The sequence below is a fragment of the Nostoc sp. CHAB 5836 genome (genome assembly GCF_020829445.1).
Lineage (GTDB): Bacteria > Cyanobacteriota > Cyanobacteriia > Cyanobacteriales > Nostocaceae > Nostoc.
The window spans coordinates 16937-41792 of the sequence record NZ_JAIVFV010000029.1 but is presented as its reverse complement, the minus strand read 5'-3'; the positions used below and the strand labels follow the sequence as shown (position 1 = coordinate 41792).

17 protein-coding genes are annotated in these 24856 nt (G+C 40.6%); all 17 read right to left on the bottom strand.

What is annotated here, in order from left to right; all coding sequences use genetic code 11:
* Positions 1-53: 53 nt before the first annotated feature.
* The 17 genes from LC605_RS08755 to LC605_RS08670 all read right to left on the bottom strand — a co-directional run bounded on the left by LC605_RS08755 (position 54) and on the right by LC605_RS08670 (position 23643).
* A complete protein-coding gene (locus LC605_RS08755; RefSeq protein WP_229547171.1) occupies positions 54-1607 on the bottom strand; it encodes a tetratricopeptide repeat protein in 1554 nt (517 codons plus the stop codon).
* A gap of 72 nt (positions 1608-1679) precedes the next feature.
* Positions 1680-3383 (bottom strand): tetratricopeptide repeat protein, encoded by a 1704-nt coding sequence (locus LC605_RS08750; protein ID WP_229547170.1) that lies wholly within the window; start codon positions 3381-3383, stop codon positions 1680-1682.
* Positions 3384-3467: 84 nt separating this feature from the next.
* Positions 3468-4703 carry a calcium-binding protein gene (locus LC605_RS08745; protein WP_229547169.1) on the bottom strand — a complete coding sequence of 412 codons (1236 nt, stop codon included), beginning with the start codon at positions 4701-4703 and terminating at the stop codon, positions 3468-3470.
* Between the two features lie 537 nt (positions 4704-5240).
* Positions 5241-5411, bottom strand: a complete 171-nt coding sequence (locus tag LC605_RS08740; protein ID WP_229547168.1) for a hypothetical protein — start codon at positions 5409-5411, stop codon at positions 5241-5243.
* A gap of 6 nt (positions 5412-5417) precedes the next feature.
* Positions 5418-6683, bottom strand: coding sequence for a nif11-class peptide radical SAM maturase 3 (locus LC605_RS08735; RefSeq protein WP_229547167.1), 1266 nt, complete (start codon positions 6681-6683; stop codon positions 5418-5420).
* Positions 6684-7199: 516 nt separating this feature from the next.
* Entirely contained in the window at positions 7200-7691 is a 492-nt protein-coding gene (locus tag LC605_RS08730) for a Nif11-like leader peptide family RiPP precursor (RefSeq protein ID WP_229547166.1), read from the bottom strand.
* A gap of 691 nt (positions 7692-8382) precedes the next feature.
* Complete coding sequence (locus LC605_RS08725) at positions 8383-10992, bottom strand: tetratricopeptide repeat protein (protein WP_229547165.1); 2610 nt, start codon at positions 10990-10992, stop codon at positions 8383-8385.
* Between the two features lie 384 nt (positions 10993-11376).
* Positions 11377-12822: a calcium-binding protein gene (locus LC605_RS08720; protein ID WP_229547164.1), complete on the bottom strand. Its 1446-nt coding sequence runs from the start codon at positions 12820-12822 to the stop codon at positions 11377-11379.
* Positions 12823-13092: 270 nt separating this feature from the next.
* On the bottom strand, positions 13093-13671 hold the full coding sequence (locus LC605_RS33270) for a calcium-binding protein (RefSeq protein ID WP_306426851.1): 579 nt from the start codon (positions 13669-13671) through the stop codon (positions 13093-13095).
* Between the two features lie 93 nt (positions 13672-13764).
* Positions 13765-13896 carry a hypothetical protein gene (locus tag LC605_RS32870; protein ID WP_267868475.1) on the bottom strand — a complete coding sequence of 44 codons (132 nt, stop codon included), beginning with the start codon at positions 13894-13896 and terminating at the stop codon, positions 13765-13767.
* Positions 13897-14021: 125 nt separating this feature from the next.
* The gene (locus LC605_RS32865; protein ID WP_267868474.1) at positions 14022-14978 is read right to left on the bottom strand and encodes a calcium-binding protein; all 957 of its coding nucleotides are present in this window, start codon (positions 14976-14978) and stop codon (positions 14022-14024) included.
* Positions 14979-15397: 419 nt separating this feature from the next.
* A complete protein-coding gene (locus LC605_RS08695; RefSeq protein ID WP_229547163.1) occupies positions 15398-15892 on the bottom strand; it encodes a hypothetical protein in 495 nt (164 codons plus the stop codon).
* Between the two features lie 721 nt (positions 15893-16613).
* Positions 16614-16907 carry a hypothetical protein gene (locus tag LC605_RS08690; protein ID WP_229547162.1) on the bottom strand — a complete coding sequence of 98 codons (294 nt, stop codon included), beginning with the start codon at positions 16905-16907 and terminating at the stop codon, positions 16614-16616.
* Positions 16894-17313 (bottom strand): hypothetical protein, encoded by a 420-nt coding sequence (locus LC605_RS08685; protein ID WP_229547161.1) that lies wholly within the window; start codon positions 17311-17313, stop codon positions 16894-16896. Before LC605_RS08685 ends, LC605_RS08690 begins: the two co-directional genes overlap by 14 nt.
* 422 nt (positions 17314-17735) lie before the next feature.
* The gene (locus LC605_RS08680; protein ID WP_229547160.1) at positions 17736-18524 is read right to left on the bottom strand and encodes a peptidylprolyl isomerase; all 789 of its coding nucleotides are present in this window, start codon (positions 18522-18524) and stop codon (positions 17736-17738) included.
* 196 nt (positions 18525-18720) lie between these two features.
* On the bottom strand, positions 18721-20268 hold the full coding sequence (locus LC605_RS08675) for an HlyD family efflux transporter periplasmic adaptor subunit (RefSeq protein WP_229547159.1): 1548 nt from the start codon (positions 20266-20268) through the stop codon (positions 18721-18723).
* A gap of 270 nt (positions 20269-20538) precedes the next feature.
* A complete protein-coding gene (locus tag LC605_RS08670; RefSeq protein WP_229547158.1) occupies positions 20539-23643 on the bottom strand; it encodes a peptidase domain-containing ABC transporter in 3105 nt (1034 codons plus the stop codon).
* Positions 23644-24856: the final 1213 nt, after the last annotated feature.

Below are 24856 nucleotides of genomic sequence, written 5' to 3'. Positions count from 1 at the left end.
TGGGACTCGGATTTGATTACTGAAGGTAAGTTTAGTGCTGAGAGTGTCAAATCCTAAGCTGCGATCGCACTTCGTGAAGCTTCTAATTCAGTAGGAATGCTTTGTTGTAGTGCAAGGTGCAGGTAATGGTGTGCTTCTACAAGATCAGGCTGAAGGAGAATTGCTTGAAGATAGTAAGCGATCGCAGTCAGCCAGTCACCTACTTGGGAGCGCCTCTTTCCCAATTGGCAGTTTAACATGGCATACTCAACCTGCTGCTCTGGTGAGAGTTTTCCCTGAGCATGGAGGGCATTACCTAAATTCACATCTGCTTCAGTAAATTGGGGTTTTAGCTCTAAAGCTTTTTCATAACAGGCGATCGCTTCATCCCACTCACCTTGTTGATCAAGAGTATAGCCCAGGTTGTTATATATTGGGGCTGAATCTGGACGTAGTTTCAGTGCTTGACGATATGCATTTACGGCTGCGGTAAATTGTCCTTGTGATTGCTGTAAATTAGCCAAACTAAACCAGATTGTTGCTGAACTTGGCTGGATTTGTAATGCCCTATTCAGAAACTCCTCAGCCTTCTGAGGATTCCCCATCTGTTCAGTCACAATACCTAATCTGTACAATGCTTCTGGGTGTTCGGGGTGAATATCTAAAACTTGACGGCAAGCCTCTTCAGCTTGAGTAAAGCGATTAGCTTGGCAATGTTGAACAGCTTGTTGCAGAATTTGAATTACACTGTAAACACCTACAACTTCAGGCAAAGATCCTAAATCAAAATAAAGTGGGAAACGTTGTAAAGAAATATTTTGAAACTCTTTGTTTTTTTGTTTTAATTGTGGAGATAATGGAACCAGGTTTTCTTCTCTAATTTTACTCTCTAAAAATGGGTTTATTTTTTCTGAATATGTGCCATAATTCCCTTGCCCGTGGTCTTTTTTCAAAAAACGTGTATGCCAGAAAATAAAACCTAAATAATAGGATTGTAGACCCTGCCATCTAACTATAGTAAATAGCGGATTGTTTGGATTCTTCACAAAAATATGATTGGGTGAAACAGTCCAATATGCTAGGTCTCCGTCACCAAGGGCAATGTCTTTTAAACTAATGTAATACTGACGATCATCTGGCTGTCTCCAAAGATTAAGTCCTGAAAAAAACAAGGCAGTATTTTGAAGCGGATTTGTCTTCAAAAACTGATAAATATTCTTGAGGTGTTCAGGAATACCAACATGATCTCCGTTAACTTCAACACATATTTTATATCGCGTTTGACTGAGGTTAAAATTAGAATAAAAAGTAAAAGAATTGATATTATTTATATCTAATTCTAATTGCTCTTTTGTGTTTGGTGAATATACCCGTGGCAAGTAATGAAAAGCTCTGATTTTAGGATAAAACTTTTTCTCATATTCTTCAATAATTTGAGGAGAATTATCTGTACAATTATTAAAAACAATAACTAATTCATCTACAGCATCAATCCAAGTATCAATAACCTGTGCTAAAAATTCTGCTTCATTATGAATTAGCATCACACCACTGATACCATCTTGTCGGGTTTCTGGTTCAAAGGAAGATTGATTAATAACTGGATGCTTAACTTGGATAATTGTCATAGCTTTTAAACACAAATTATGATTTATTCACATTAAGATTAAAAAGTGTCTAAAGTCATAGCGAAACACTTTTTAAACATCCTCTAAGAATAATTTTGAGGTAATCTCATTGCGCAACAAAGCCGCTTCATCCTGCTGCAACCAGGCGAATAACTTTGCTACTGCTTCAGTTGACCGATCAATTTTGAGAGCTTCTTGCAACACTTGCCAAGCTCCAGCCAGATTCCCAGCTTCTAGAGGAATTAGGGCGTATTGTAGACAATAAAGAAAATGATGACTCCGGGATTGAGCCGTAATCTGTGCCGAGTGTTCAGGGGGAAAATAACTCTCTGAAATTTCAATTGCACGGCGGATGGATATCATCTGCTTCCCAGTCAATAAAAGTTCGCTGGTGACGTTATTATCATGTCGGCGGTAACGAGCTAAAATTTCTGGCTCATACCACCAATCGTAAACAGCAGCAATACGTTTATAAACTTCCCAATCACTTGTATATATCAATTCGGGATGATATACGCCCAATTGCTCATGCACATCTCGACGAATCACCACCGCAGGCATATTCAATGAGTTACTAACCCCAATGCGTTGCAGCCAATTGTTAGCAATTCCTCGCTGCTCTCCATAGACTTGTTGGTGGAAAATTACTTTCCCTGTCTCGTTAATATTTTGATAACCCGTAAAAGCTGCCCCCACAGAATCTGAACACTCTTCTAGACTTTCTTGCAGCCGGGAATAAAAACCTGGGAGAATATAATCATCGTCGTGAAGTAAATGAATCCAACGACCACGAGTTAGAGCAAGTCCGGCATTCCAATTTCCTGGCAAACCGAGATTTTCAAAGTTGCGATAGTAGTGTATTATTCCTTGTCCAATACTATTTACGACTTCAAACACTGGCGTTCTACCAGCATCATCCATGACGATGATTTCCATCTGCTCTTCTCCCTGCCATTGTGCTAACACACTGGCAAGACATTCGAGTAAATAATCAATACGGTTATATACAGTTACCACTACACTCCAGAAAGGCCGCTTGCCTGTACCATCGGCGACGGTTGGAATAGTGGGAAAACTATGGTTGCCTACAATTACCTCTCCTAGAGCAATTAGAGGTGTTACTGGTATTTGTTGAGGAATTTTACTCTCTTCGCTAGCTTCTACAGCTTTAGCATAGTGAGGATTCATCTGCTTTAAGCCTTCCCGAAAAGCTGCTGCTGCTTCTGAGAATTTCTTTTGTGTTTGGTAAATCCCTCCCAAAGCAATATATACTTCGCTGTAGTTGGGATTGAGTTCTAGAGACGAATGGAAGTAAGCCTCAGCAGTGTTCAAATCACCTGCATTTTTCCGACCACAACCCAATTTGTAATTCAATTGTGCATAATGGGCTTGTTTCTCTGGGGAGAGTTTCCCTTGGGTGTGGAGGGCATTTCCGAGGTTGACATCTGCTTCTGTGCAGTTAGGTTGAACTTCTAGAGCTTTTTGATAGCAGGCAACTGCTTCATCAAACTTGCCTTGTTGTTGCAAGGTGTAGCCCAGGTTATTATAAATCGGCGCTGCATCTGGGCGTAAGGCGATCGCTTGTTTGTAGGCTGACTCTGCTTCTGGTAACTGTCCTTGAACTTGACGCAGATTACCTAAACTAAACCAAGTTTTCACAGAGTCTGGTTGAACTTGTGCAGCCTGACTCAGGAGTTTTTCAGCTTCTTGGAAGTCTCCTGTTTGCTGCGCCACCATCCCTAAGTTGTACAAAGCCTCACAGTCGTTTGCTTGCATTTGATATTTACCTTCTAAAGAGTGCTAAAACCCTTGCCGGGAAAGTATCTTTCTACTTTAGATCCCTTTCCCGTACAATGAGTCCTAAATAAACGCTATTGATTCAGAGGTAATCAGGTTGGAACTCGCACCTGAAAGTAGTAATGAGCCTTGAGTTTGTCTAGTATTAAAATTGAAAATAACTCCATCACTAGTATCGGTTATGTGACCTTGAGAAAACATTCTATTTAACCAGTTAGCACTATTAATATTGCCCCAACCCTGAAATACAATCTTATCCATACCAACCTCGAAATCTTGAATTACATCAAACTCACCTCTTAACAAGCTATCGCCACGGTTGAAAACAAATTTGTCATTACCACCGCCACCAACCAAGACATCACTACCAGAAGCACCAATCAAAATATCATTGTCCCAACCGCCATGAAGTTTATCATTACCCTGGCCCCCATATAGCCAATCATTACCTTGACCACCTTCGAGGATATCATTGTCTCCTCGTCCATTTAGGGTATCATTACCTAGACTGCCATAAATTTTGTCTGCAAGTTTGCTTCCTTTAAGCGAATCATTTTTAATCGTGCCATAAATAACATCTTGACCCAAATTGCCGATTAAAGTATCTCCTATAAAACTAATGGCGCTGGTGTTAATTTCTATTATCGTGATGTTGGTATTTTGCTTAAACTTATTTTGATAACGACCAATAACGCTGACGGTAATGGAGTCCTGTCCATTGTCACCATCAATATCATAAGTTCGATCCTGATAGCTCAAAGTAACATTGCGGCTACTACCAAGCTTCAAATTGCCGATTTTTTTAGAAGAAATTAAGTTACCCCGAATGCCCAAATAATCTAATATTTTGGGTTGATTGGGATTGGTGGTGTCTAGTACTAAGAAAGCGGTTTTCGACTGAGCTTGGTTATATTCAGCATCACTATTTTCAATTTCTTTAGCTAAAAGTGATAAATTTGCATAAAAATCGAAAGATAAGGTTTGATTAGCGCCAACTGCAAAATTAGCAACCACTTTTGTTTGGCTATTGGCACTTCCCGAATAAGAACCATCAAATCCAATGCCAATAGTGTCAGAAAAAAGTGTTGAGGAAGTTGGTTCATTGTTATTAATAGTCGATCGAGCTTCAGCAATAGCTATAGATACGCCATTTTTAACTAATGCTTCAGTCTGCGCTTCACTCAAAGTTGCTGAAGCACTTTGACTATAGTTGGAGAAAACAGCAAATCCTAGAGCGTTAGCAAAATTAAGATTGGGACTGGGAGCAGTTGATTGCAAAAATATAGTTTCTAATGACATAAAAACCTATGTTTAGGTTGTTGTATGGGTTTTCTGTCATAGAATACTATGCTTTTATATTATAAATATCCCACTTTATCCAAATTTCATCGTGTTGTTCAGTATTACTTACCTATCCAGATTTAATAATTCATATTTACTTTATCTAAGTAGATTCATACCCCCATAAAAACAGTATTGCTAAGAGAAATAAAATAATTTTAAATTTACATATCTACCTCCTTATACGAATTCTGTATGAAGATGGGCTAAACCATAAGTACAAAAAAGAAAAACGAACCACAAACCGGAGTGCGTCCAATACGGTTCGGTTAAGACTAAAAATAAAAATGTGTAGGTTGGGTTGAGCTTTGCGTTACCGAACAAAGAGAAAGAAAATGTTGGGTTTCGTTCCTCAACCCAACCTACGAATATTCTGTAGAGAGAAGGATGCATTGGCGAGTGCGTCTTGTTAGAGAAGGACACAAAGAAAGAAGTTAAAAGAGTTTGGCGCAGCCTCACAAAGAAATGGTATTAGTAACTAATTGTGTTGAACTGTCAGCTTTGATCTAGGACTTGCTTTGCTTTTAGCAGCACTTTCAAATAGGTGATTTGACTATTCCAAGCTGAACGTGGAAGCAGGGGGATTTTCTCTAATTCTTCGGATGAAGATGACTCAATGTCAGCTTTTTTTTCTGGGATTGTGGTATTTTCGGAATTTTCTGCCATCAGATTTTATTGCCTCGTTAGTGAGTAAGAAGGTTCAGGTTCTTGCTGCCAAGTTTCTGACCATTGAATGCTGTCAGCAGTAAAGTGTAATGGGTCGTTTGCTGGCAAAGGAGTGTCTATCGGCTCGATAATTAGCTCAAATTCACCATTATCAAAGGGCAAACCTTGGGCTTTCACTTTGGGAACTACACGCTCTCGAATACCTTGTGATGCATGAGTAAGAGCGCGATGATGACAGTAAGGATTATTACCTCTCTTGTCAAAGAAAACATGAGCAGTCCAACTGCAACCCCCACGACAAAGTTCAGCGTATTGGCAAGTTTTACAGAAACCCCACAGGTGTTTTGTGCCTTCAGGTGTTCCGGCTCCCAGATTGAAATTCAATTCTGCCGTATTTTCAATAATGTCATGGAGCGATCGCTCTCGAATATTACCACCTGTGTAGGCAGTAGTCGGCAGTGAGGGACAACCTTTAATTGCTCCGTCAGCTTCAATTCCCAAGGTGGAGAGTCCCGCACCGCAACCTTGCCAAAATGAGAAGTCATGCTCGTTTCCCCGTCCCCGCAACAGGCGTTCGTAAGGGCCGTAGTAACCAATATTATTTCCCGCTTGCAGTTGCATACCTTCTTGGTAAGCACGACGCGCAACACGGGCCAGCATCGGGTAGATATCTAACAGTTCATGGGGTTGAAGAAGGATTTCTGTGTTATCGGCTGCATTCCCCATTGGTACAGTCAACTGAATTTGCCAAGCACGGGCACCTGCATCACGAATACACTCATAGATGCACGGGAACTCTGGCGCTGACAAGCGGTTAATTTGGGTATTGCAACCGAAATAAATACCCACTTCTCGCAGATGACTCATGGTTTTAAATGCATATTTCCAAGAGCCTTTCTTTCCCCGTAGATGGTCATGAGTTGCTTCCAAGCCATCAATAGAAACAGAGACAGTACGAATCCCTGCTGACTTCATTTTTTGTGCAGTTTCTAAGGAAATACCATAGCCGCCGGTAGTCATACCACATAACATCCCTGCATCATTGATAGCTTTGGCAATTTCTAGCCAGTCTGGACGCAGAAATGCCTCACCACCAATAAGAGTAACTTCTTTAATTCCAACTTCTGCCATCTGCCTAACAAGATCTAAAGCTTCGTGTGTAGTCAGTTCTTTGGTGCGCTCATGTCCGGCGCGGGAACCACAGTGACTACAAGCTAGATTGCACTTTAAGGTAATTTCCCAAACTGCGTAGCTTTTGCGTTGATATGCCATAGGTTAACTCTCAATTTCGATTTTAAAAGTGACTTTAATACAGGTGGATTTGTTTGAGTTTTTCCCTGCTGGACGCTAGGCGTAGCTTGCTTTTCAGTGGGGTTAGGATAGGCTCAGGAACCATTGGGGTCTAAAATTCCCTTAGAGGATGTTTGAAAAGTCGCAAAGTATACTAAAAACCCCGCTTCTATTCCTCTCCCCGTTGGCGTCAGCCTGTCGTTAGACAAGCCCAGAGAGGCTTTGAAACCCCCATTCCCTTGTAGGGAAGGGGGGCTAGGGGGGTTAGGTTTCTGAGGCTTTGATGTTACTAAAAATACTTTTCAAACACCCTCACAAAAGCAACTACCTTAGCTGTAGTATCATTCGGTATCTGTTCAGGCAACTATAGGAATCCGATTTGATTTTTGAACAAAATTAGGTATTTGTAGGGTGCGTTAGCGACAGCGTAACGCACCAAATCCTGACCAATGGTGCGTTACGCGAAACGCTAACGCACCCTACGTATCTTTTCAAAAATCAAATATGAGTCCCATAGTCTGAGACAATTACTCCGTATGCTGGTTGAAATGGTTGAGGATTTGGATCTATTACTATGCCATACATGGGCTGTGGATGTGGTGGCCATGGCTTTGTTGGACGTGGCGGACGTGGCCTGGGAATCCAGTGAATTGGGTAGATTGGCAGATTTGGCTTAATTGGCAGAATTGGCGGTTCTTCGTGAGGTGGGACTACAACACCATACAGTGCCTGAGCGGCTGTGCTTGTAAGCCCACCAAAGGCTCCCACTAACTCCTCTTCGCTGAGGTCTTCAAACTGACCTAATTCTTTTAATTCCAATATTTTAATGGAGGCTGTTTCAAATTCTTCTTGAGAAAAATTATAGCCACCTTCTTCCATGACTTTTATCACTTCGTCAATTTTATCACTCATTAATTGAGTGCGAAAAGCTTCGTCTTTGACGAGTCTGGTGAGGAAGTTTTTGACTTTTTCTAAAATTTCTAGGGACATATTCTTGTTTTCTCGTTGAACATGATTCTTTTTGTCAATCAGAAAAAGTTTGGAGTAGGGACTTCAGTCAGACTAAAGTCCTTGCGAGAAACTTTTTTTTCTCTAGTACAGTATCAATTCAGTAATTAAAAATCTAACTCCCCAGCTTCCTTCCCTAACTAAAAAATCAGGGATAGGGGAGAGGTTTTTCTGGGTTTATTGAATTGGTATTCTACCTAAGTAAATATTTGCCCTCAGAGGATGTTTGAAAAGTATTTGACTGTGATTTTAGGCACTTGTTGATCCCCCATAACCCCCCTTAAAAAGGGGGGAATCGGAATCAAAGTCCCCCAATTTATCGGGGAGCCACTGCGGTCTTGGGGGTTTCCCCCATGAGCAAGTGGCGTGGATTTAGGGGGATCTGGAACGTTTTGATACCTACAATAGGACTTTTCAAACATCGTCTCAGGTGAGACGACCCCTTTAATCACAAATTTTTAGTCAGTCAAACAAATTGTGTAATTTGTTGATTCTGGGTTTGGTAAATCTGCGCTAAATTTATGCTCGCTTCTTGGTGTTGGGTGTTGAACTTCAAAGCTTTTTGATCGCAAGCGATGACTACGACGAGCGATGACGCTCTCTACGAGACGCTAAAAGCGTAGCTTGCTTCCCCGGAGGGGTACATGACTAGCTACCGCAACTCTTGGAGACGCTAGGCCAAGGCTATCGGCGTCGCTTCTTCAATCTGCCCTTGTTGTTGGAGTACCACTCCCAAGTTATAATGAGCTTCTACTAAATCAGGTTGTAGTGCGATCGCCTGCCGATAGTAAAGAACAGCAGTTTTCCAATCAGCTCCTTGCTGGCGGGCAATGCCGAGCTTATAATTCAACTCAGCATAATAAGCTTGTTTCTCTGTTGAGAGATTGCCTTGAGCAAAAAGCGCATTGCCTAAATTCACCTCCGCTTCTGTGCAGTTGGGCTGAAATTCCAGAGCTTTTTGATAGGATGCGATCGCTTCATTAAGTTTACCTTGTTGTTGCAAGGTGTAGCCTAAGTTATTACAAATTGTTACAGAGTCTGGTCGCAGAGCAATAGCCTTTTTATAAGCTGATTCTGCTTCTGATAACCGTCCTTGGTCTAGATGCAAATTACCCAAACTAAACCAAATTTTGGCAGAATCAGGCTGATATTGGGAAGCAGTACTCAGCAACTCTTCAGCACTTTGGATTTGTCCCTGTCGTTGCATTAATATCCCAAGTCTGTATAAGGCTTCAGAGTGATCGGGTTGTTTTGCCAAAATTTGATGATATAGCTGCTTTGCTTCGGCTAGCTGATTAGCTCGTTCATATTGAACTGCATTCTGGAGGATTTCAGCTACTTCTGATGCAGTAAATCTGCGAGGTTTGTTGACTACCTTTAAGAAAAAGTCTTCTAATGCTCTGACTGGTTTTAAATCATCATATAACTTATACTTATTTTCCGAAACTTGTTGGGAGATGTGCTGACGGTATCCAGCATCTTGTCCCAAACGGACGGCAATTTTCACGTACTCATCTTTCGTCGCCGCAATGGTTTCTTCTATGCCCATCATTTTGAGGATAGCCAAAGTATGGCGTCCCCGCATCAACTCTCCGGGCAAAGTTACGATTGGTATATTGTGAGCGATCGCTTCCAAGGTAGAATTACATCCAGACCAGCCGATGCTATCTAAGAAAACATCTGCGATCGCTGTCGTACCTGCAAACTTATTAGTATCCATACGTGGCAAAAATATGCAGTAGTCTTGATAGTTCAACCCGTATTCCCCAAAAGCACGGCTTAAACGCTGCTGGAACACTTTCAACACATAGTTGCCTTTTTCATATTTAATAAATACAAACTTGCAATTACCTAAATCTTGAGCAATTCGCACAAATACATCATCATGCTGCGGTAAGTACTTGTATAAAGATTGGCAGCACCAAAACATGATCTGATCATTTTTGATGCCAATTTCTTCTTTGCTCAACCTTTGCGGTTGAATTGCTAAAGGGGTGTAATATATTGATAAATTGGGCAATCTGACTAACTTTTCTGTGTAGTGTTCTTGAGCATTTTCTGGTTCCATTAAATCACTGCTCAAGTAATAGTCGATTGTTGGTAGTCCACTAGTATCTGGGTGTCCCCAAGATGTCATTTGAATCGGAGCTAGTCTCAGACAACCCAAATTTACTGTCATTGGATCCATCCCAAATTCGGGAAAAATCAGGATATGTAACCTGTCTTGCTGAATGTTCTCAACCCATTGTTCTAGTAACAGTGTTCCTTGGCTAAATTTGTCAAATATTTTCGCTGCTTTGACAGTTTCTCGATCGCTTTGTGCTTCAGTATAATATCCAAATAATTCAAACTCACTTCTATCGAGGTTTTCTACCCAACCTTGAATAGGGATTTTCCAATTAGAGTGATTATAAAAAAATCTAGAAACAAAACCAATCCGGATTTTTTCCTTAGCTTTTAACTCTGGTATATTAATCCTTTGGCTCCATTGAGGATAACAACTTGCCATAATTTTAGCTATCGTTATCCCATAAGTTTCCTGCAAATCTCGGTCATTCAAACCTTGATAAGCCAGATAAAAAGGTTGTACTGAACCTACACCTTCCAATGCCTTTTTTAAGACTTTTGGGGTAGCTTTGTTATAATTTTCAGCTAAATCTTGAAGTGCCTTTTGATAACTATTTCTTTTAGAGATTATTTCGGCAAAACTTGAATATATAATAGGTAATTGTCCAATAGCAATTCCAAATTTAGCTGAAGCACAGTCAGGGTTAAGCCTTAAAGCTTGCTGGTACGACTCTATAGCTGCATCTAAATTGCCTTGTTCATAGAGTGTATGTCCTAAGTTGTTATGAGCGTCAACATAATCAGGGTTTAAGCTTATAGCTTGCTGATAATATTTGACAGCAATATCTAACTTCCACTGTAGCTTGAATGCATGACCCAGTTTATGATAAACGTCAACATGATCAGGTTTAATTTTTAATACTTGCTGATAGCGTTCTACAGCTTCATCTACCTTACCTTTTTGCAGAAAAAAATTTCCTAAATTATAATGAGCTTCAGCGTAGTCCGGCTTCAGAGTTAAAGCTTGTTCGTATGCTTCTAAAGCTGCCTTTAACTTGCCTTGATGCTCAAATACATTTCCTAAATTATTAATTACTAAAGCTTGATATTCCTTTTTCGTCTCGTCTTTCTCATCTACAGATTTGGACTGAATTTCTAATATTTGCTTATATAAAAATTCAGCTTCATTCCATTGAAATGATCGGTGTTTTTGCACCGCTTTTTTCAGGAGATAGTTAAGTTGTGAATTTGATATATTTTTCGTGTTCATTGCTAATCAAGTAATGCAACCTTTTGCGAATTTTTATAACTTAATAGTAAAATTGTATACAACTTAGAGGATGTTTGAAAAGTCCTATTGTCGCTCTTAATACCTCGCATCAATAGGGGGATTTAGATTCCGGTTCTCCCCTTTTTTCGGGGGGCTAGGGTGCAATACAGTTCATTTAAGCATTTCCTCCTTCTCTTTCTCTCTTCTCTCTGTGTTCTCTGCGCCTCTGTGGTTCGTAAAAAAAGAGTTTCAGCCCTTTTGTGAACCGTATTGGGCTAGGATGGATCTGAAAGTACGTAAAATCATAGTCCAATACTTTTCAAACAACCTTTAAGAAAATATTAGGGATTCAGAGCTAAACTGCTTATAAGTCACACCTGATAGTAGTAATGTTCCTTGAATGCCTCCATCATCGAAATTGAAAAGGAGACCATCTTTAGTGTTGGTTATATTTCCTTGATCAAAGCCATCATTTAACCAAGTCTGAGGATCAATATCATCCCAACCCGCCAATTCAATCTGATCCACACCAACTTGAAAATCTTTAATTACGGCATAAAACTCACCTTTCAACAAGTTATCGCCACCGTTGAAAGTTTGATCTACACCAACTTGCAAATTTTGAAGCACATCCAACTCATCTCCTAATAAGCTACTGAGATTATAGTTACCTCCCAATAAACCACTGAGATCATAGTTACCTCCTAATAAGTTACTGAGATCAACCCCAGTTCCTAATAAGCTATAGTTGTTGTCATAATAGTGATTTGTGGACAAGGGATTGCTAGGGTTGAAAACAAATTTGTCATAGCCCTCACCACCAACCAAAACATCATTTCCCTCACCACCAATCAGAACGTCATCACCCGAACCGCCATAAAGTTGATCATTGCCGTCACCTCCATTTAGAGTATCATTACCTTTACCTCCTTCGAGGGTGTCATCGCCTTTTCTTCCATCCACCTTGTCATCCCCAAAGCTGGCATAAATTTTATCTTCACTATTACTTCCTTTAATATTATCTTTTCCAATTGTGCCGTAAATAACATCTTCACCTAAATTGTTGATTAAATTATCTGCTAATAAAGTAATATCCGTCACATTAATTTGTACTATTGTGATCTGAGTGTCATGGCTCAAGGTGTTATAATAACTACCGATGGCTTTTCCAATGAGGGAGTCCTCGCCATTATTACCATCAATATCCGTAGTTCGCTTGCGACTTTCGATACTAACATTATGACTGCTGCCATAGTGCAAATGAGCAATTTGATCAGAAGAAATTAAATTGCCTTTAATACCAAAATAATCTAATGCTCTAGGTTGATGATAATTTGTAGTGTCTAGCACCAAGAAAGCAATTGTTCCGTTAGCCTCGTTATATTCAATAGCGGGATTTTCAATTTCTTTAGCTTCTAGTCCTAAATCTGCGGAAAAATCAAAAGAGAAGCTTTGATGGGCATGAACTTGAAAATTAGCAATCACTTTCATTACACTCTTAGCAGTTCCTGAGAAAGAACCATCTAATCCAATGCCACTAGTGTTACTAAAGAGCGAAGAAAAAGCCGGGTCAGTGTTAAAAACCGCTCCGGCTTGAACCATAACAGTAGCAACGCCACCTTCAACCAAGGTGCTGATATCTGAGGTAGTCAAAGATCCTGAAGGCTTTTGACTATAGTTGGAGAATAAAGCAACTCCTTTAGCGTTAGCAGAGTTAGGCTTGGGATTAGGAATTGGATTTACAGTTGGTTTTAAAAATAGTGTTTGTGGGCCCATGATATTTTCCCTTTCTCCTATTTATGTGCTTTATATAGAAAGATGTATGAGTATATGCAATACTATCTTGTGAAGTTGAGTCGCGATCGCATAATCTCATTACTTTAACAATAATGTTGGTTGAACGTAGGCGATCGTACCTAAAAAGGTTGTAGGAAAAGTAGTTAGCTTTGATACATCACCAAGAACTACTTTTCAAACATCCTCTAAATTATCTTAACCACAACCAAGGTATTGTTAATCTCATCCTCTATTGATGACGAGGCATACCTAGGTAATCAGGTTAACGTTTACCACAATCGCAATTAGCTCATTACCGCCAGGAAGTTGGGCGAAAATCAAAGTATCAAGCTGACTTATCTGAGATTTAGTTTCAAGTTTGTAATTGACAGCTGGACTAAGTTCCAACTTATCAATACCCTTCTCAAAGCCCAAAATAGTAGCATAGTCCTTGTCGCCAGCAGCTGTATAATAAGAGCCTTTCGCATCCCCAAGCACAAATACATCTTTCACGCGATCGCCAGAAATATTTGTGACGACCCCCTTATTGTCAACCGCACCGCCACCTACTAACACATCTCTCTCAAATAATTTTCCTTTACCACCGCCAAATCCATTCAGGGTGTCACTACCAGCACCCCCAACCAGATTATCCTCAAAGAATCCTGCCGGTGCATCAGGAGAGCCGCTCAGACCTCCAATCAGACTATCATCACCATTGCCTCCAAATATTACATCACTACCCTGATCTCCATTGAGGGTGTCATTACCAGCATCCCCAAAAATCAAGTCATCACCAATACCTCCCTTAAGGTTATCGTTACCCTTAGTTCCTTGTAAAGTTGCCATATTTTTTGTCTCCAAACAAGTTGTAACTTTTACTAATATGTACCGAGTGGCACTAAGATCAGTCCAAAGCCTTGTTTAGTTTCGTTCCCAGGTTTAATGGGAATGTATCACCAGAGGGTTGCTGCCTTTCATCAAGCTGCTGGAGGCGGAGCCTCCCAGGATGAGTTCCTCGGCTGCTGGCTGGAAAGCAGTCACAGCAAGGTCTATATCTTCACTTAGTGCCATTCGGTATATACTCTTAAATATTTATATTCTTAGTTGAAGTCTGCAAAGGCATCTAGATTATTCTTGACCACAAACAAGGTATTATTAATTTCATCCTCTATTGATGACGAGGCATACTTATCTAGTCAGGATCTAGTCAGGTCAACGTTTACCACAATCGCAATCAGGTCATTACCGCTAGGAAGTCGAGCGAAAATCAAAGTATCAAGATCAGTGATCTCAGATGCAGTTTTAAGTCTATACTTCACAGCTGGACTAAATTGCAACTGATCAATACCCTTCTCAAAGCCCAAAATCCTAACATAATCCTTGTCGCCAGCATCTGTATAATAAGAGCCTTTTGCATCCCCAAGCACAAATACATCTTTCACGCCATCGCCAGAAATATCTATGAGGTCGCCCTTTCTGTTAACCGCACCGCCACCTACCAACTGATCTCTCTCAAATAATTTTCCTTTACCACCTGGGCCTTCTGTACCACCGCCAAATCCATTCAGGGTGTCACTCCCAGCACCCCCAACGAGTTGATCCTCAAAGAATCCTTCAGGAGCATCGGGAGATCCACTCGGGCCTCCAGTCAAATTATCATTACCATCGCCTCCAAATATTACGTCACTACCCTGACCTCCATCGAGGGTATCATTGCCAACATTCCCAAAAACCAAGTCATCCCCTACACTTGCGGAGATACTATCATCACCGCCTCCACCACTTAGGATGTCATTACCGAGACTTCCAAGGAGGGTATCATCGCCACTATCTCCGTTTAGCGAGTCATTACCAAGACCTCCACTCAGCAGATCATTACCGCCTCCACCATTCAGGGTGTCATTGCCAAGACTTCCAAACAAGTTGTCATTCCCTATACCCCCATCCAATAAGGAATTACCACTGATACCTGCATATATTTTGTCATCACCGCCTCCCCCGGTCAAAATATCGCTACCACCAATACCAAAAATCGTGTAATTAACAGTATTAGTCTCTTCTTCTGGGGCAGTTAATACATCATTGCCACTAGTTCCTTGTAAAATGCCACTAGTATCTCCAGATGTATTTTCATTCCTGTCTCTCCTGTTCAAGATCTCGTTAGTACGATCAAAAAGATTCCTGATCCTATCACTATTAATGTCTCCATTTGAGACATTTAATGAACCGTTCCTGCTAGTTTGTTGTAAAGTTGCCATATTTTTTATTTCACAAATTCTTGGTTGAAGTTGGCAATGTCTAGTGGATAATCATCTAAAAAAGAGGATGTTTTAAAAGTATTTGGCTGTGATTTTAGGCACTTATTGATCCCCCCTACCGCCCTTTTTAAGGGGAACCACTGTGGTCTTGCGAGTCTCCACCATGAGCAAGTGGCGTGGATTTAGGGCAATCTAAAATGTTTTGATACCTACAGTAGAACTTTTAAAACATCCTCTATCCTATTTTTGATGAGTAACTGCGTTGCTAAATTATTAAATTATTGTTTTCACCAAAAATATTTGTAAAAACTGTCCTAAAAATCGATGAAACTAACCCCTCCCAGGAAGAAACTATTCTGGGATTGGACACTGGAGTTAAATTGGTCATTACCTATGGAATTGGAGGCTACAAAGGAGAAGCTGTTTAGCAGGTTGTTGTTGTCTATGATGCCAAAACTATCACCTAAAGATACATTGTAATCACTGATTACATTAGCACGCCCGGAAGCAGAAGTTGTTGCTCTACCTAGAAATAAACTGCCATCAGCATCTCTAGTAGTTATATCAGTGCCTAAGTTGCCGACGAAAGTACCATTACCTTGAATTCCCAATAGCAAATCGTTGCCATCATCTGTAGTGAAGGAATTTCTCGCTACCACGATACTTCTATTCGATGTTCCTCCAGGTAGGAAAATTTGTTGACTCCTATTAATCCTCGAACCTCTAGGGGAAGTACTGCTGACGTTTATGCTACCACCAGCACCACTTGTATTGACGTAGGAGAGACCTGTGACAAAAGTACTGATCATGACATTTCCTCTTTATCGTGCTAGCTATAGCATACTGACTTTAGAGACAAGTAGGTAGGCAGGAATTAACCTAACTATGTAACAAAATGTAAACCCATCAAAGTCCTTGTGATTGCTTCTCTAGTAGACGCTACGCGAACGTTACACTCGCAATGATATACTTATAAATTTTCCCACCCACTTAGCAGAATATTAAATCTCAAATATGGCAGTTGTGATTAGATGTTGAACTTTATAGGTGTTATAGCGTTTCCTAATACCAATTAAACATCTGGTAGAAATTAAATATGCGTTACTCAGAACCCTTGTAGAGACGTAGCACTGCTACGTCTCTACTTTCTTGGAGATGTCTATGTAAACTAATTCGCAATTACGTTTGGTGACGGGAATTTAGACCCCGATACCAAATGCGCTGCTTGATGGTTGCAGGGGACTTAAACCCCCAAAATTAGTTAAGCAAAAAGAGATAACCTGCAATAAACACCTAAGTCTTGCAACTATCTGATTAGCTGTGTTAGCATTGACTTGAATTGAGAGAAATGCTGAAAACTATTTTTACTACTTATAGTTTTCAGCAATTGTTTAACATTAAATAGTAGGTTGAGTAGAGTACGAAATAACCCAACAAAACAATTGCTATGGAGTGTTGGTTTTCATACTCTCTCTAACCTGCTTTCGCTTTAGGCTAAACTAATCCAGTTGGATTAAATACTAGTCTATGTTAGACGTTAGCAGAAATAGCGTTAACGAAGGTCTCAGAGCGACCAGGTTCGGTTTGTACACCACCAATGACGCTGGTGAAGGTATTGTTACCACTAGCATCAGAGCTAACAACCAATTCCGCAACGTTACCTAGTAAACCACCTAAGTTAGTGTTAACTGTCTTGGTGAATGTTTCATTAACATCTGCTCTAACTGTCTTGGTTGCAGTGTAGAAGTTGTTGATGTTAGTACCACGACCACCGAAAATTTCTTCGGAGGTATTTTCCAAGTAGTTGAGATCAGAAATAATCATTTGAGTTTCTCCTGAAGTTTGTAACTTTTTTGGGTATGTTTGCTCTAATGAGCCTGTTTTTGTTTTCAGGCTTGGGCTTAATTAATCCAGTTGGATCAAATATTAAGCACCAGTTTAGGTTAGCGGAAATAGCGTTAACGAAGGTCTCAGAGCGACCAGGTTCGGTTTGTACACCACCAATAACGCTGGTGAAGGTATTGGGACCACTAGCATCAGAGCTAACAACTAATTCTGCAACATTACCTAGTAAACCATCCAAGTTAGTGTCAACTGTCTTGGTGAACGCTTCATTAACATCTGCTGTAACTGTCTTGGTTGCAGTGTAGAAGTTGTTGATGTTAGTTCCACGACCACCGAAAATTTCTTCGGAGGTATTTTCCAAGTAGTTGAGATCAGAAATGATCATTTGATTTCTTCCCGAAGTTTGTAACTTTTTTGGGTATCTTTGGCGCAAAGAAATCCTTTTTTGCTGCCACATCATCACTATACTTTATTACTTGAATAAGTCAATGTTTTTTTGATTAGAATAATTAATCTATTGCAGTAAAACTCATCGCAAATATAATTAATAAAAATTGTCAAACATCTCATGACAAATTGAAGCAATGATTGAATTTATTGCTGTCCAGAAAAGTTTTTAGGTATTTAACTTCTTTTTTGTTATTACGAAAAGATCATTCTGCGGATGTATTTACAAAATCCGAAAAAGGTAAAATCTTAACATTTTAAGCGAGGGATACCACTACCTTTAACATTTTTTAAAGGCAGAAACATCTACCCTAAGTCAGAGAAAGCATTTAGTTACAAAAACATTTAGAAATTCCTAAATTATTTAGTCTTTGTGAATAAAATATCTACCAATTCCTCCTGTGATCCATCAGAGTCAATCTGAATAACTATTTTCATCGCGTTTATTTGTTGCTTTAACCAATCAGAAAATGATTCTGTAATGATTTTTTGGCGCAACTGTTCATCTAATTGAGGTTGAATAATATCTTCCACCCAAATTAAATGCACTCCCTTGGGTGTCGTAATCGGTTTGAGAGCTGCTGGTGGTGCAGCAGCAAATACAGCTGCTGCAATATCGGGACGAAAATCTTTGCGGTATTGGAGTCCTTGATATCCATAAGCACGGCGGAGTTCTGGTTCTAAGATATATAGACGAGCGATTTCAGGAAAATTGATTTCGCCTTCTTCTAGGGCATAAAAAAGCTCTAAAGCCAAGTCTCGATCCTCGAAAACGACTTCGTAGGTAACGGCGGCGACATAATCTAGTTGGTGTTCATAAAAGTGCTTTTCCACTTGAGCAGAAAATAAATGATTCGCTAACTTCCGCGAAAGGATGTTTTTGTAGGCTAATTGTTCAAACTCATTCACAGACAAGTGGTGTTTTTCTAGCCATGTCCAAGTATCTTTAGCTTTGACAAGCTTCTTGGCGAACCGTAAATCATCTCCTTCTTGTTGTAATTCTTCTGGTGTGACTGCAATTCCAGCCTCTTGAACTGCTTCAGCAATAATGCTTTGTGATGCGATCGCTTCCACCACATCAGGTATCTGACAGGAAAGTTTGAGACTGTGAATAATATCTGAACTGGAAATGGTCAGATTGTGGGGCATAACATGATATCTCCAATAATTAAGGGTATTGGGCATTGAGTTTTTTTAACGTAGACGCTTCGGCTTGCCGCAGGCTACCGCAAACGCGAGTGCGTCTCCCCCTGGGAGAAGGACGCCAACGCGAGTGCGCCTCGTAAGAGTTGGACGCAAAGAGAAGAAAGAAAGAAATTGCTAACCTAGCATCGCTCTCTCTCAACTACATCTCTAAACCGCCTTTTTGCAGTTTCTTGAATGGATCTAAAACAAAGTCAATCACCCGGCGTTGGCGAATGATCACTTCAGCATTAGCTGTCTGACCGGCACCTAATGGAATACGTTTGTTGCCATTTTCGACATACTGGTGATCTAAAGTGATTTCTAACTCATAGGTTTCGATGTTCCCTTGAGGTGTTTGGTTAACCTTCGAGTCAGGAGAGATCCAAGTAACTTTCCCTGGCACAATGCCATATTCTTGGAAGGGATAGGCATCAAACTTGACTTTAACTGGCAGTCCGACCTTCAAAAAACCACTATCTTGATTAGGAATATTTGCTCTAAGCACGAAGTCTGCATTCTTGGGCGCGATTTGGGCAATCCTTTGACCAGGTTGAACTACCGCTCCTGGCTTAGTGGTGGGTAATTCAAAAATCACCCCATTAGTCGGCGATCGCACGATTCGTTGCTGAATTTGAACTCTTATAGATGTAATCTGGCTTTTAGTTTGAGCCACTTCTGATTGCACTGCTGTGATTTGCGTCTGTAGGTCTTTTAGCTGCTCCTGATTTTTCATTACAGCCAGTTTTCCGGCTTGCATGGCACTTTTATAGCTACTTTGTTCTTCTTGCAGTCGGAGTTTTGCTTGTTTGATATCAGACTCCAACATTTTGATCGTTATCTGATAACTATTTTGCTCTTCCCCCAAGCGCAATTGTGCTTGTTTGATATCTGATATAGCCCTCTTATAGAGTCGTTTACTTTCTTGTTCTTCTTTTTTCAGTTGATCAATTTGGGTTGCAGAAACCGCGCCATCGTTAACGAGTTTGCTAAAGCGTTCAATTTGCCTAGAATCTATACTCAAACGGGTTTTAGCTGATTGCTGATCATCACGAGTAGTATAAATCTGCTGCTCTGCTTGCTTAACTAATGCTTGTTTTTCTAACTTTTGCAGGTTATAGCTACTGAGTTTGGCATCCAGGTTTTGCTGGGCCTGGTTAACTTGAGCTATTTTTTCTAATTCTTGGGATTTATTTTGTTGCTCTAAGAGGTTAGTTGACATTAATAGTTGATTTTTGAGCAGTTCGAGTTGGGATTGCCGATTTTGTAGCCCTTGCAATTTACTCTGAACTTGTTGTAGTTCCGTTTGTAAGACATCAGACTCCAACTCCACTAGAACCTGTCCAGCTCTGACTGTATCTCCTTCTTTGACCCTAACTGCTTTGACACTTCCACCAGCTTGAGAGTCTAATTTTTGAGTTGCACCTTTAGGTTCTATACGCCCTCTGGCACTACCAGTTTCATCTATTTTCGAGAGAGTTGCCCAAGGTAAGAACAGACCAGCAAAGGCGATGAGTGCATACAACAAACCACGAGTCCAAATTTGAGGTAAGGCATTGAGCAATCCTTCAGTACCGTAGTACAAATCTTGACTGTTGTTTTCTGCCTCTATCTGCTCTTTCAGCTCTACCGATTCCTCTTGCTGTGTGTAACTTTGAGACTCATCTGACTCATCTTCGGTAAGTGGGGATGACCTATTGGAATTTGGCATGGTTTTGTTTCCGATAGTACATGGGAGTGGAGAAGGTGGGGCCTCTGGAGGGGATAAGGGGTAATGGGGGAAGAAGAGAACTATTAAGTAGGTTGGCGCAATTAAAGTTAACTGGCTAAGGCTGTCATTTGTCATTGGTCATTTGTCATTGGTCATTTGTCATTAGTAAAGGTTTTAAGCTTATTTGCGTTTCGTAACATAGTTGACTTTTTTCGCACCAACGTACTTAATTGATTAATGATTAATGCCTCATACCCCATATGCCCCATCTCAACTAACTTGAGCCATTTGTTGTTGATTCAGGTAGTAATAATGACCTTTTTTCGCGATTAATTCGTCGTGAGTACCGCTCTCTATCAAAATGCCTTGATCTAAAACCAAGATCAAGTCAGCATTGCGGACTGTAGAGAGGCGATGGGCAATAATGACACTTGTGCGTCCTTGAAGAATTGTTTTAAGATTATTTTGAATAATTCGTTCTGATTCCGAATCTAGGTGACTGGTGGCCTCATCAAACAGTAATAACCGAGGATTTCCCAGCAAAGCACGAGCGATCGCTAGTCGTTGGCGCTGTCCACCAGAGAGCATACCGCCGCCTTCACCAATTTCGGATTCGTAACCCATCGGTAGTTTTTGAATAAAATCATCGGCTCCGGCATATTTAGCGGCTTGGATAATTTCTTCTGAAGAAGCATCGGGATGAGCGATCGCAATGTTTTGACTAACAGTCCCACCAAATAGAAAAGTATCTTGGTCAACAACGCCAACTTGAGAACGGAGCGATCGCAAGGAAACAGTCGTAATGTCGGAACCATCAATGAGTACTTTGCCATCTGTGGGTGGATATAAACCTAAAATCAACTTACTCAGGGTTGTTTTTCCAGAACCACTGCGCCCCACCACTGCTACCATCTGTTCTGGCTGGATTTCAAAGTTAAGATTTTCTAAGACGTTAGTCTCACTTTCTTTGTGATAGCGAAAGGTGACATTCTGAAAGCGAATATGACCGTGGAGTTTACCCAACGACTTCCGAGGTTTAGTTTCTAAGTCTTCCTCTGGTTCTGCTTCCAACACATCATTAATCCGTTCGGTGGAAATCACGATCTCCTGCAATTGATTCCAGAGCATAGACAGCCGTTGGAAAGGACTCAAGACGTTACCCACCAACATATTGAAAGCAACTAATTGTCCAATGGTGAGTTCGCCATTAATTACCTGAGTCGCTCCGTACCACAGCAATGCAGTATTCACAAATATTTGGATAACGCCACTGATAATTTGCAGATGATTACCAATTATTTGAGCATTAAAAGCTTTTTTAATCAAGTCATTTAGCAGCTCTTCCCAACGCCAGCGCACAGTCTGCTCAATTGCCAATGAGCGGACGGTACGAATTCCGCTTAGAGATTCGATCAGATAGCTTTGTTCTTTGGCACCTGCATTAAAAATCTCTCTGGAGATGCGGCGCAAAATATTTGTGCTGGCGAAGGCCAAGATAAAAAATGGCGGGACAGTAAACAGCACGAATAATGACATCCGCCAGCTATAGGAGAACATCAAGGCCAGATAAACCACCAATGTCAGCATATCCAACAAGATGGAGAGTGTCTGACCAGTGAGGAATTGCTGAATTTTCTGGTTTTCTTGGATGCGCGAGACTATATCTCCAACGTAACGCGACTCGAAATAGGAAAGAGGTAAGCGGAAGGTATGTTTGATAAAACCTACAAGTAGGGCGATGCTAACGCGGTTAGCAGTATGAAATAAGAGATATTGCCGTAGAGCGTTGACAGCGACACCAAACAACCCAAAAACAATCATTCCCAAACCAACGGCGTTTAAGGTTGTAACGCTGCGTTGCACAAGTACTCTGTCAAGTAAAAGCTGGGTAAATACTGGCGTTACCAGACCAAATAATTGGATTAATATCGAAGCTATAAATATTTCTAATAGTGTCCGATAGTGAGGTTTGATTAACTCAAAAAACTTCCAGAAGCTTCTACTTTCGTTTTTAGTATCTTTTAATAGGGCTGTAGGTTGTAGTAACAATGCATAACCACTCCAACCTGCTTGAAATTCAGCTTTTGTCAGGCTGCGTTGACCAAGAGCCGGGTCACATACAATCACGCGCTTTTTCGTGATTTCGTAGACAACAATGAAGTGTTTGCCTTGCCAGTGGGCAATTGCAGGTAAAGGTTGTTCTGTTAATTTATCAAGAGTGGCTTTCACTGGACGGGTAGCAAAACCCAGGTTTTCTGCTGTTGCTGCCATCGCCTTGAGAGATGCACCGTTGCGGTTGACGTTGGTCATATCCCGGAGGCGATTGATACTAAAATGCTTGCCCCAATAGTTACCAATCATTACTAAGCAAGCAGAGCCACAATCAGCAGCGCTTTGTTGAGCATAGAAGGGATAGCTCTTGGTAAGGCGTTTCCACCAATGCCTCACTTGCACTTTCGGGCTGGGAAAGTAAAAAGTTGACTTTTTTGCCTGTTGTTCTGACTGTTTCTCTTTTTGGGGAAAAGGAATAATTTTCGCTTTTGGAGATTGGGAAGTTTTTTCCCCACTTCTTGGTAGAGTCCGGATTAATGGCGTCTCTTTCCACTCTCCAGTAGAAACCGGATTAATGGCGTCTCTTTCCACTCCCCACTCTCCCAACTCCGGGAAGTATTCTAATGCTGTTTGCCGATGTTCGTTTTTCAGAATGTAAGCAATGGTTGGTTGCGTTGCTTGCCAATCACCTTGTTTTGGTTGAGCAAAGATTGTGCCTGGTGTCAAAGAATGGCCTTGAGAATGCCGCAGTTGACCTCTGTACAATAGCCACAATTGCGAATCTTCGGATATTTGTGGACTTACAGAGCCAGGTTCTAGCTGGTGTCGCTCAAACAGAGATAAAGCTGTGAGCATCCCTGGAACTTGTGATGTATGGCAGGGAAATTGTGAAGTTTGACGACATAACAACAGCAAATCCCAGAGTTCTGCACGGGCAAAAAGGCGATCGCGAATGTTAGGATACTTGTCTATCAATGTTTGCAATACATCTTGCCTGAAATAGCCAAGTTTTAAGCTCGTTGAAGCTCTAACTACATAAGGACTAAAGTTAGCTTGGGGAAACAGAGTCAATTCGCCGAAAATAGACCATGCACTAAAGCTAGTGATTAAATTCTCAGAGCCATCCAACAGTCGGACTTTACCTGTAAGGATAATGTAGATACCGGGATTCGTTTGTGCAGACTGCCAGAACTCCTTTGCTACTGATGGCTCCACAATTTCCATTTCTGCCAGCAAGTTTTGTAATTCTTTTTCCGAAAGCTTTGCACCCAAGGTGTGCAACAGCTTTTCGCCTACATATTGCTCAGGAAGCACTGGTGGCATTTTCTAATCTCCCTATCTAAATTGAAAAAAAACAGCAAACAGTATTATTTAATACCATTTTTGCGGCGAGGAAACCCTAAGCTTAGTAATACTGAGGGTGGCAGGAAAAAGCTTTGTCAAATGCATATTTGTTTGTTTATATAAATCAGAATCAATACTTGCCGTTACTAAAATGCTCTGACATAATCGTGTCCACCTTGGATTAACTCGTAGATTATGAGCAGACGGAAGCTATAACAGTAACAGTTGTGTGATCAAAGTCTGACAGAAAAAATATCACGACTACATAGTTTAGATTAACCCTACAAGGTTAATCTGAGGTTTACACAGCATGGATTTAGTGCCCCGGTTTGAGCCGATATTTTCGCCATTCTTGCATACTGGATATTACTTCCAGGAGGGCTGTTTAATTGCCTGAGAGGCACTAGTTTTTAGTTTAGCCGTCTAAGTCTCTAACAGCCTATGGTAAGGCAAGGCTTCTCTACGAAACCCTATGGAAAAGCACTTAAATTTTTTGAAGGGGTAATTTTTCTTTTTCCCACTTCTTCAAATTTCACGCTGATACTATTGACGAAATCTTTACGTGATCCAATTAAACAGCTCTGCTACCTCCGGGGGTAGCTTCAGTCTCAAGGGCGTAACCTCCAGGATTAAAAAGCTGGCTTCGATAAATCTAGACTAAAGAGATGATAAAAACTCGAAAATACATGATTTTTTTCAGATCTTATTAATGTCAATCAAAGTCTCAGTTAAACAACATAATATTGCTTGGTTTCCTTGCAAGATACAAAAGTTCATCTTTTTCTAGCCGTGTCTAGCATCTTTGAGGTAACTTCAAACAATTATGTAATTTTTGTTACAACCTCCCAGAGCGTAATGATCGCGAGTTTTTCAAAGAGTTTGGTCACAGACGTGTAGGAATCCGATTTGATTCTTGAAGTTACTTACGTACAGAGCAAACATGGGAACAGGGAACACAAAAGAAGGCAATGCATATGTACTGCATTTTTTTCCGAAATCAAATAGGATTCTTACATGTATGTAATTAGCTTACACTGATCAACTTAAAATTTGAAGAGCCTATAGGTTTTTTACTGTAAGTTTTCTGAAGTATCATCATCATAGATAACTCTTAACCAAAAGAATACAGTTATAACCTACTTGTACATTAAATCTTTAAACAGGGAGGCCACAAAGTGTGATCCCAGTCATC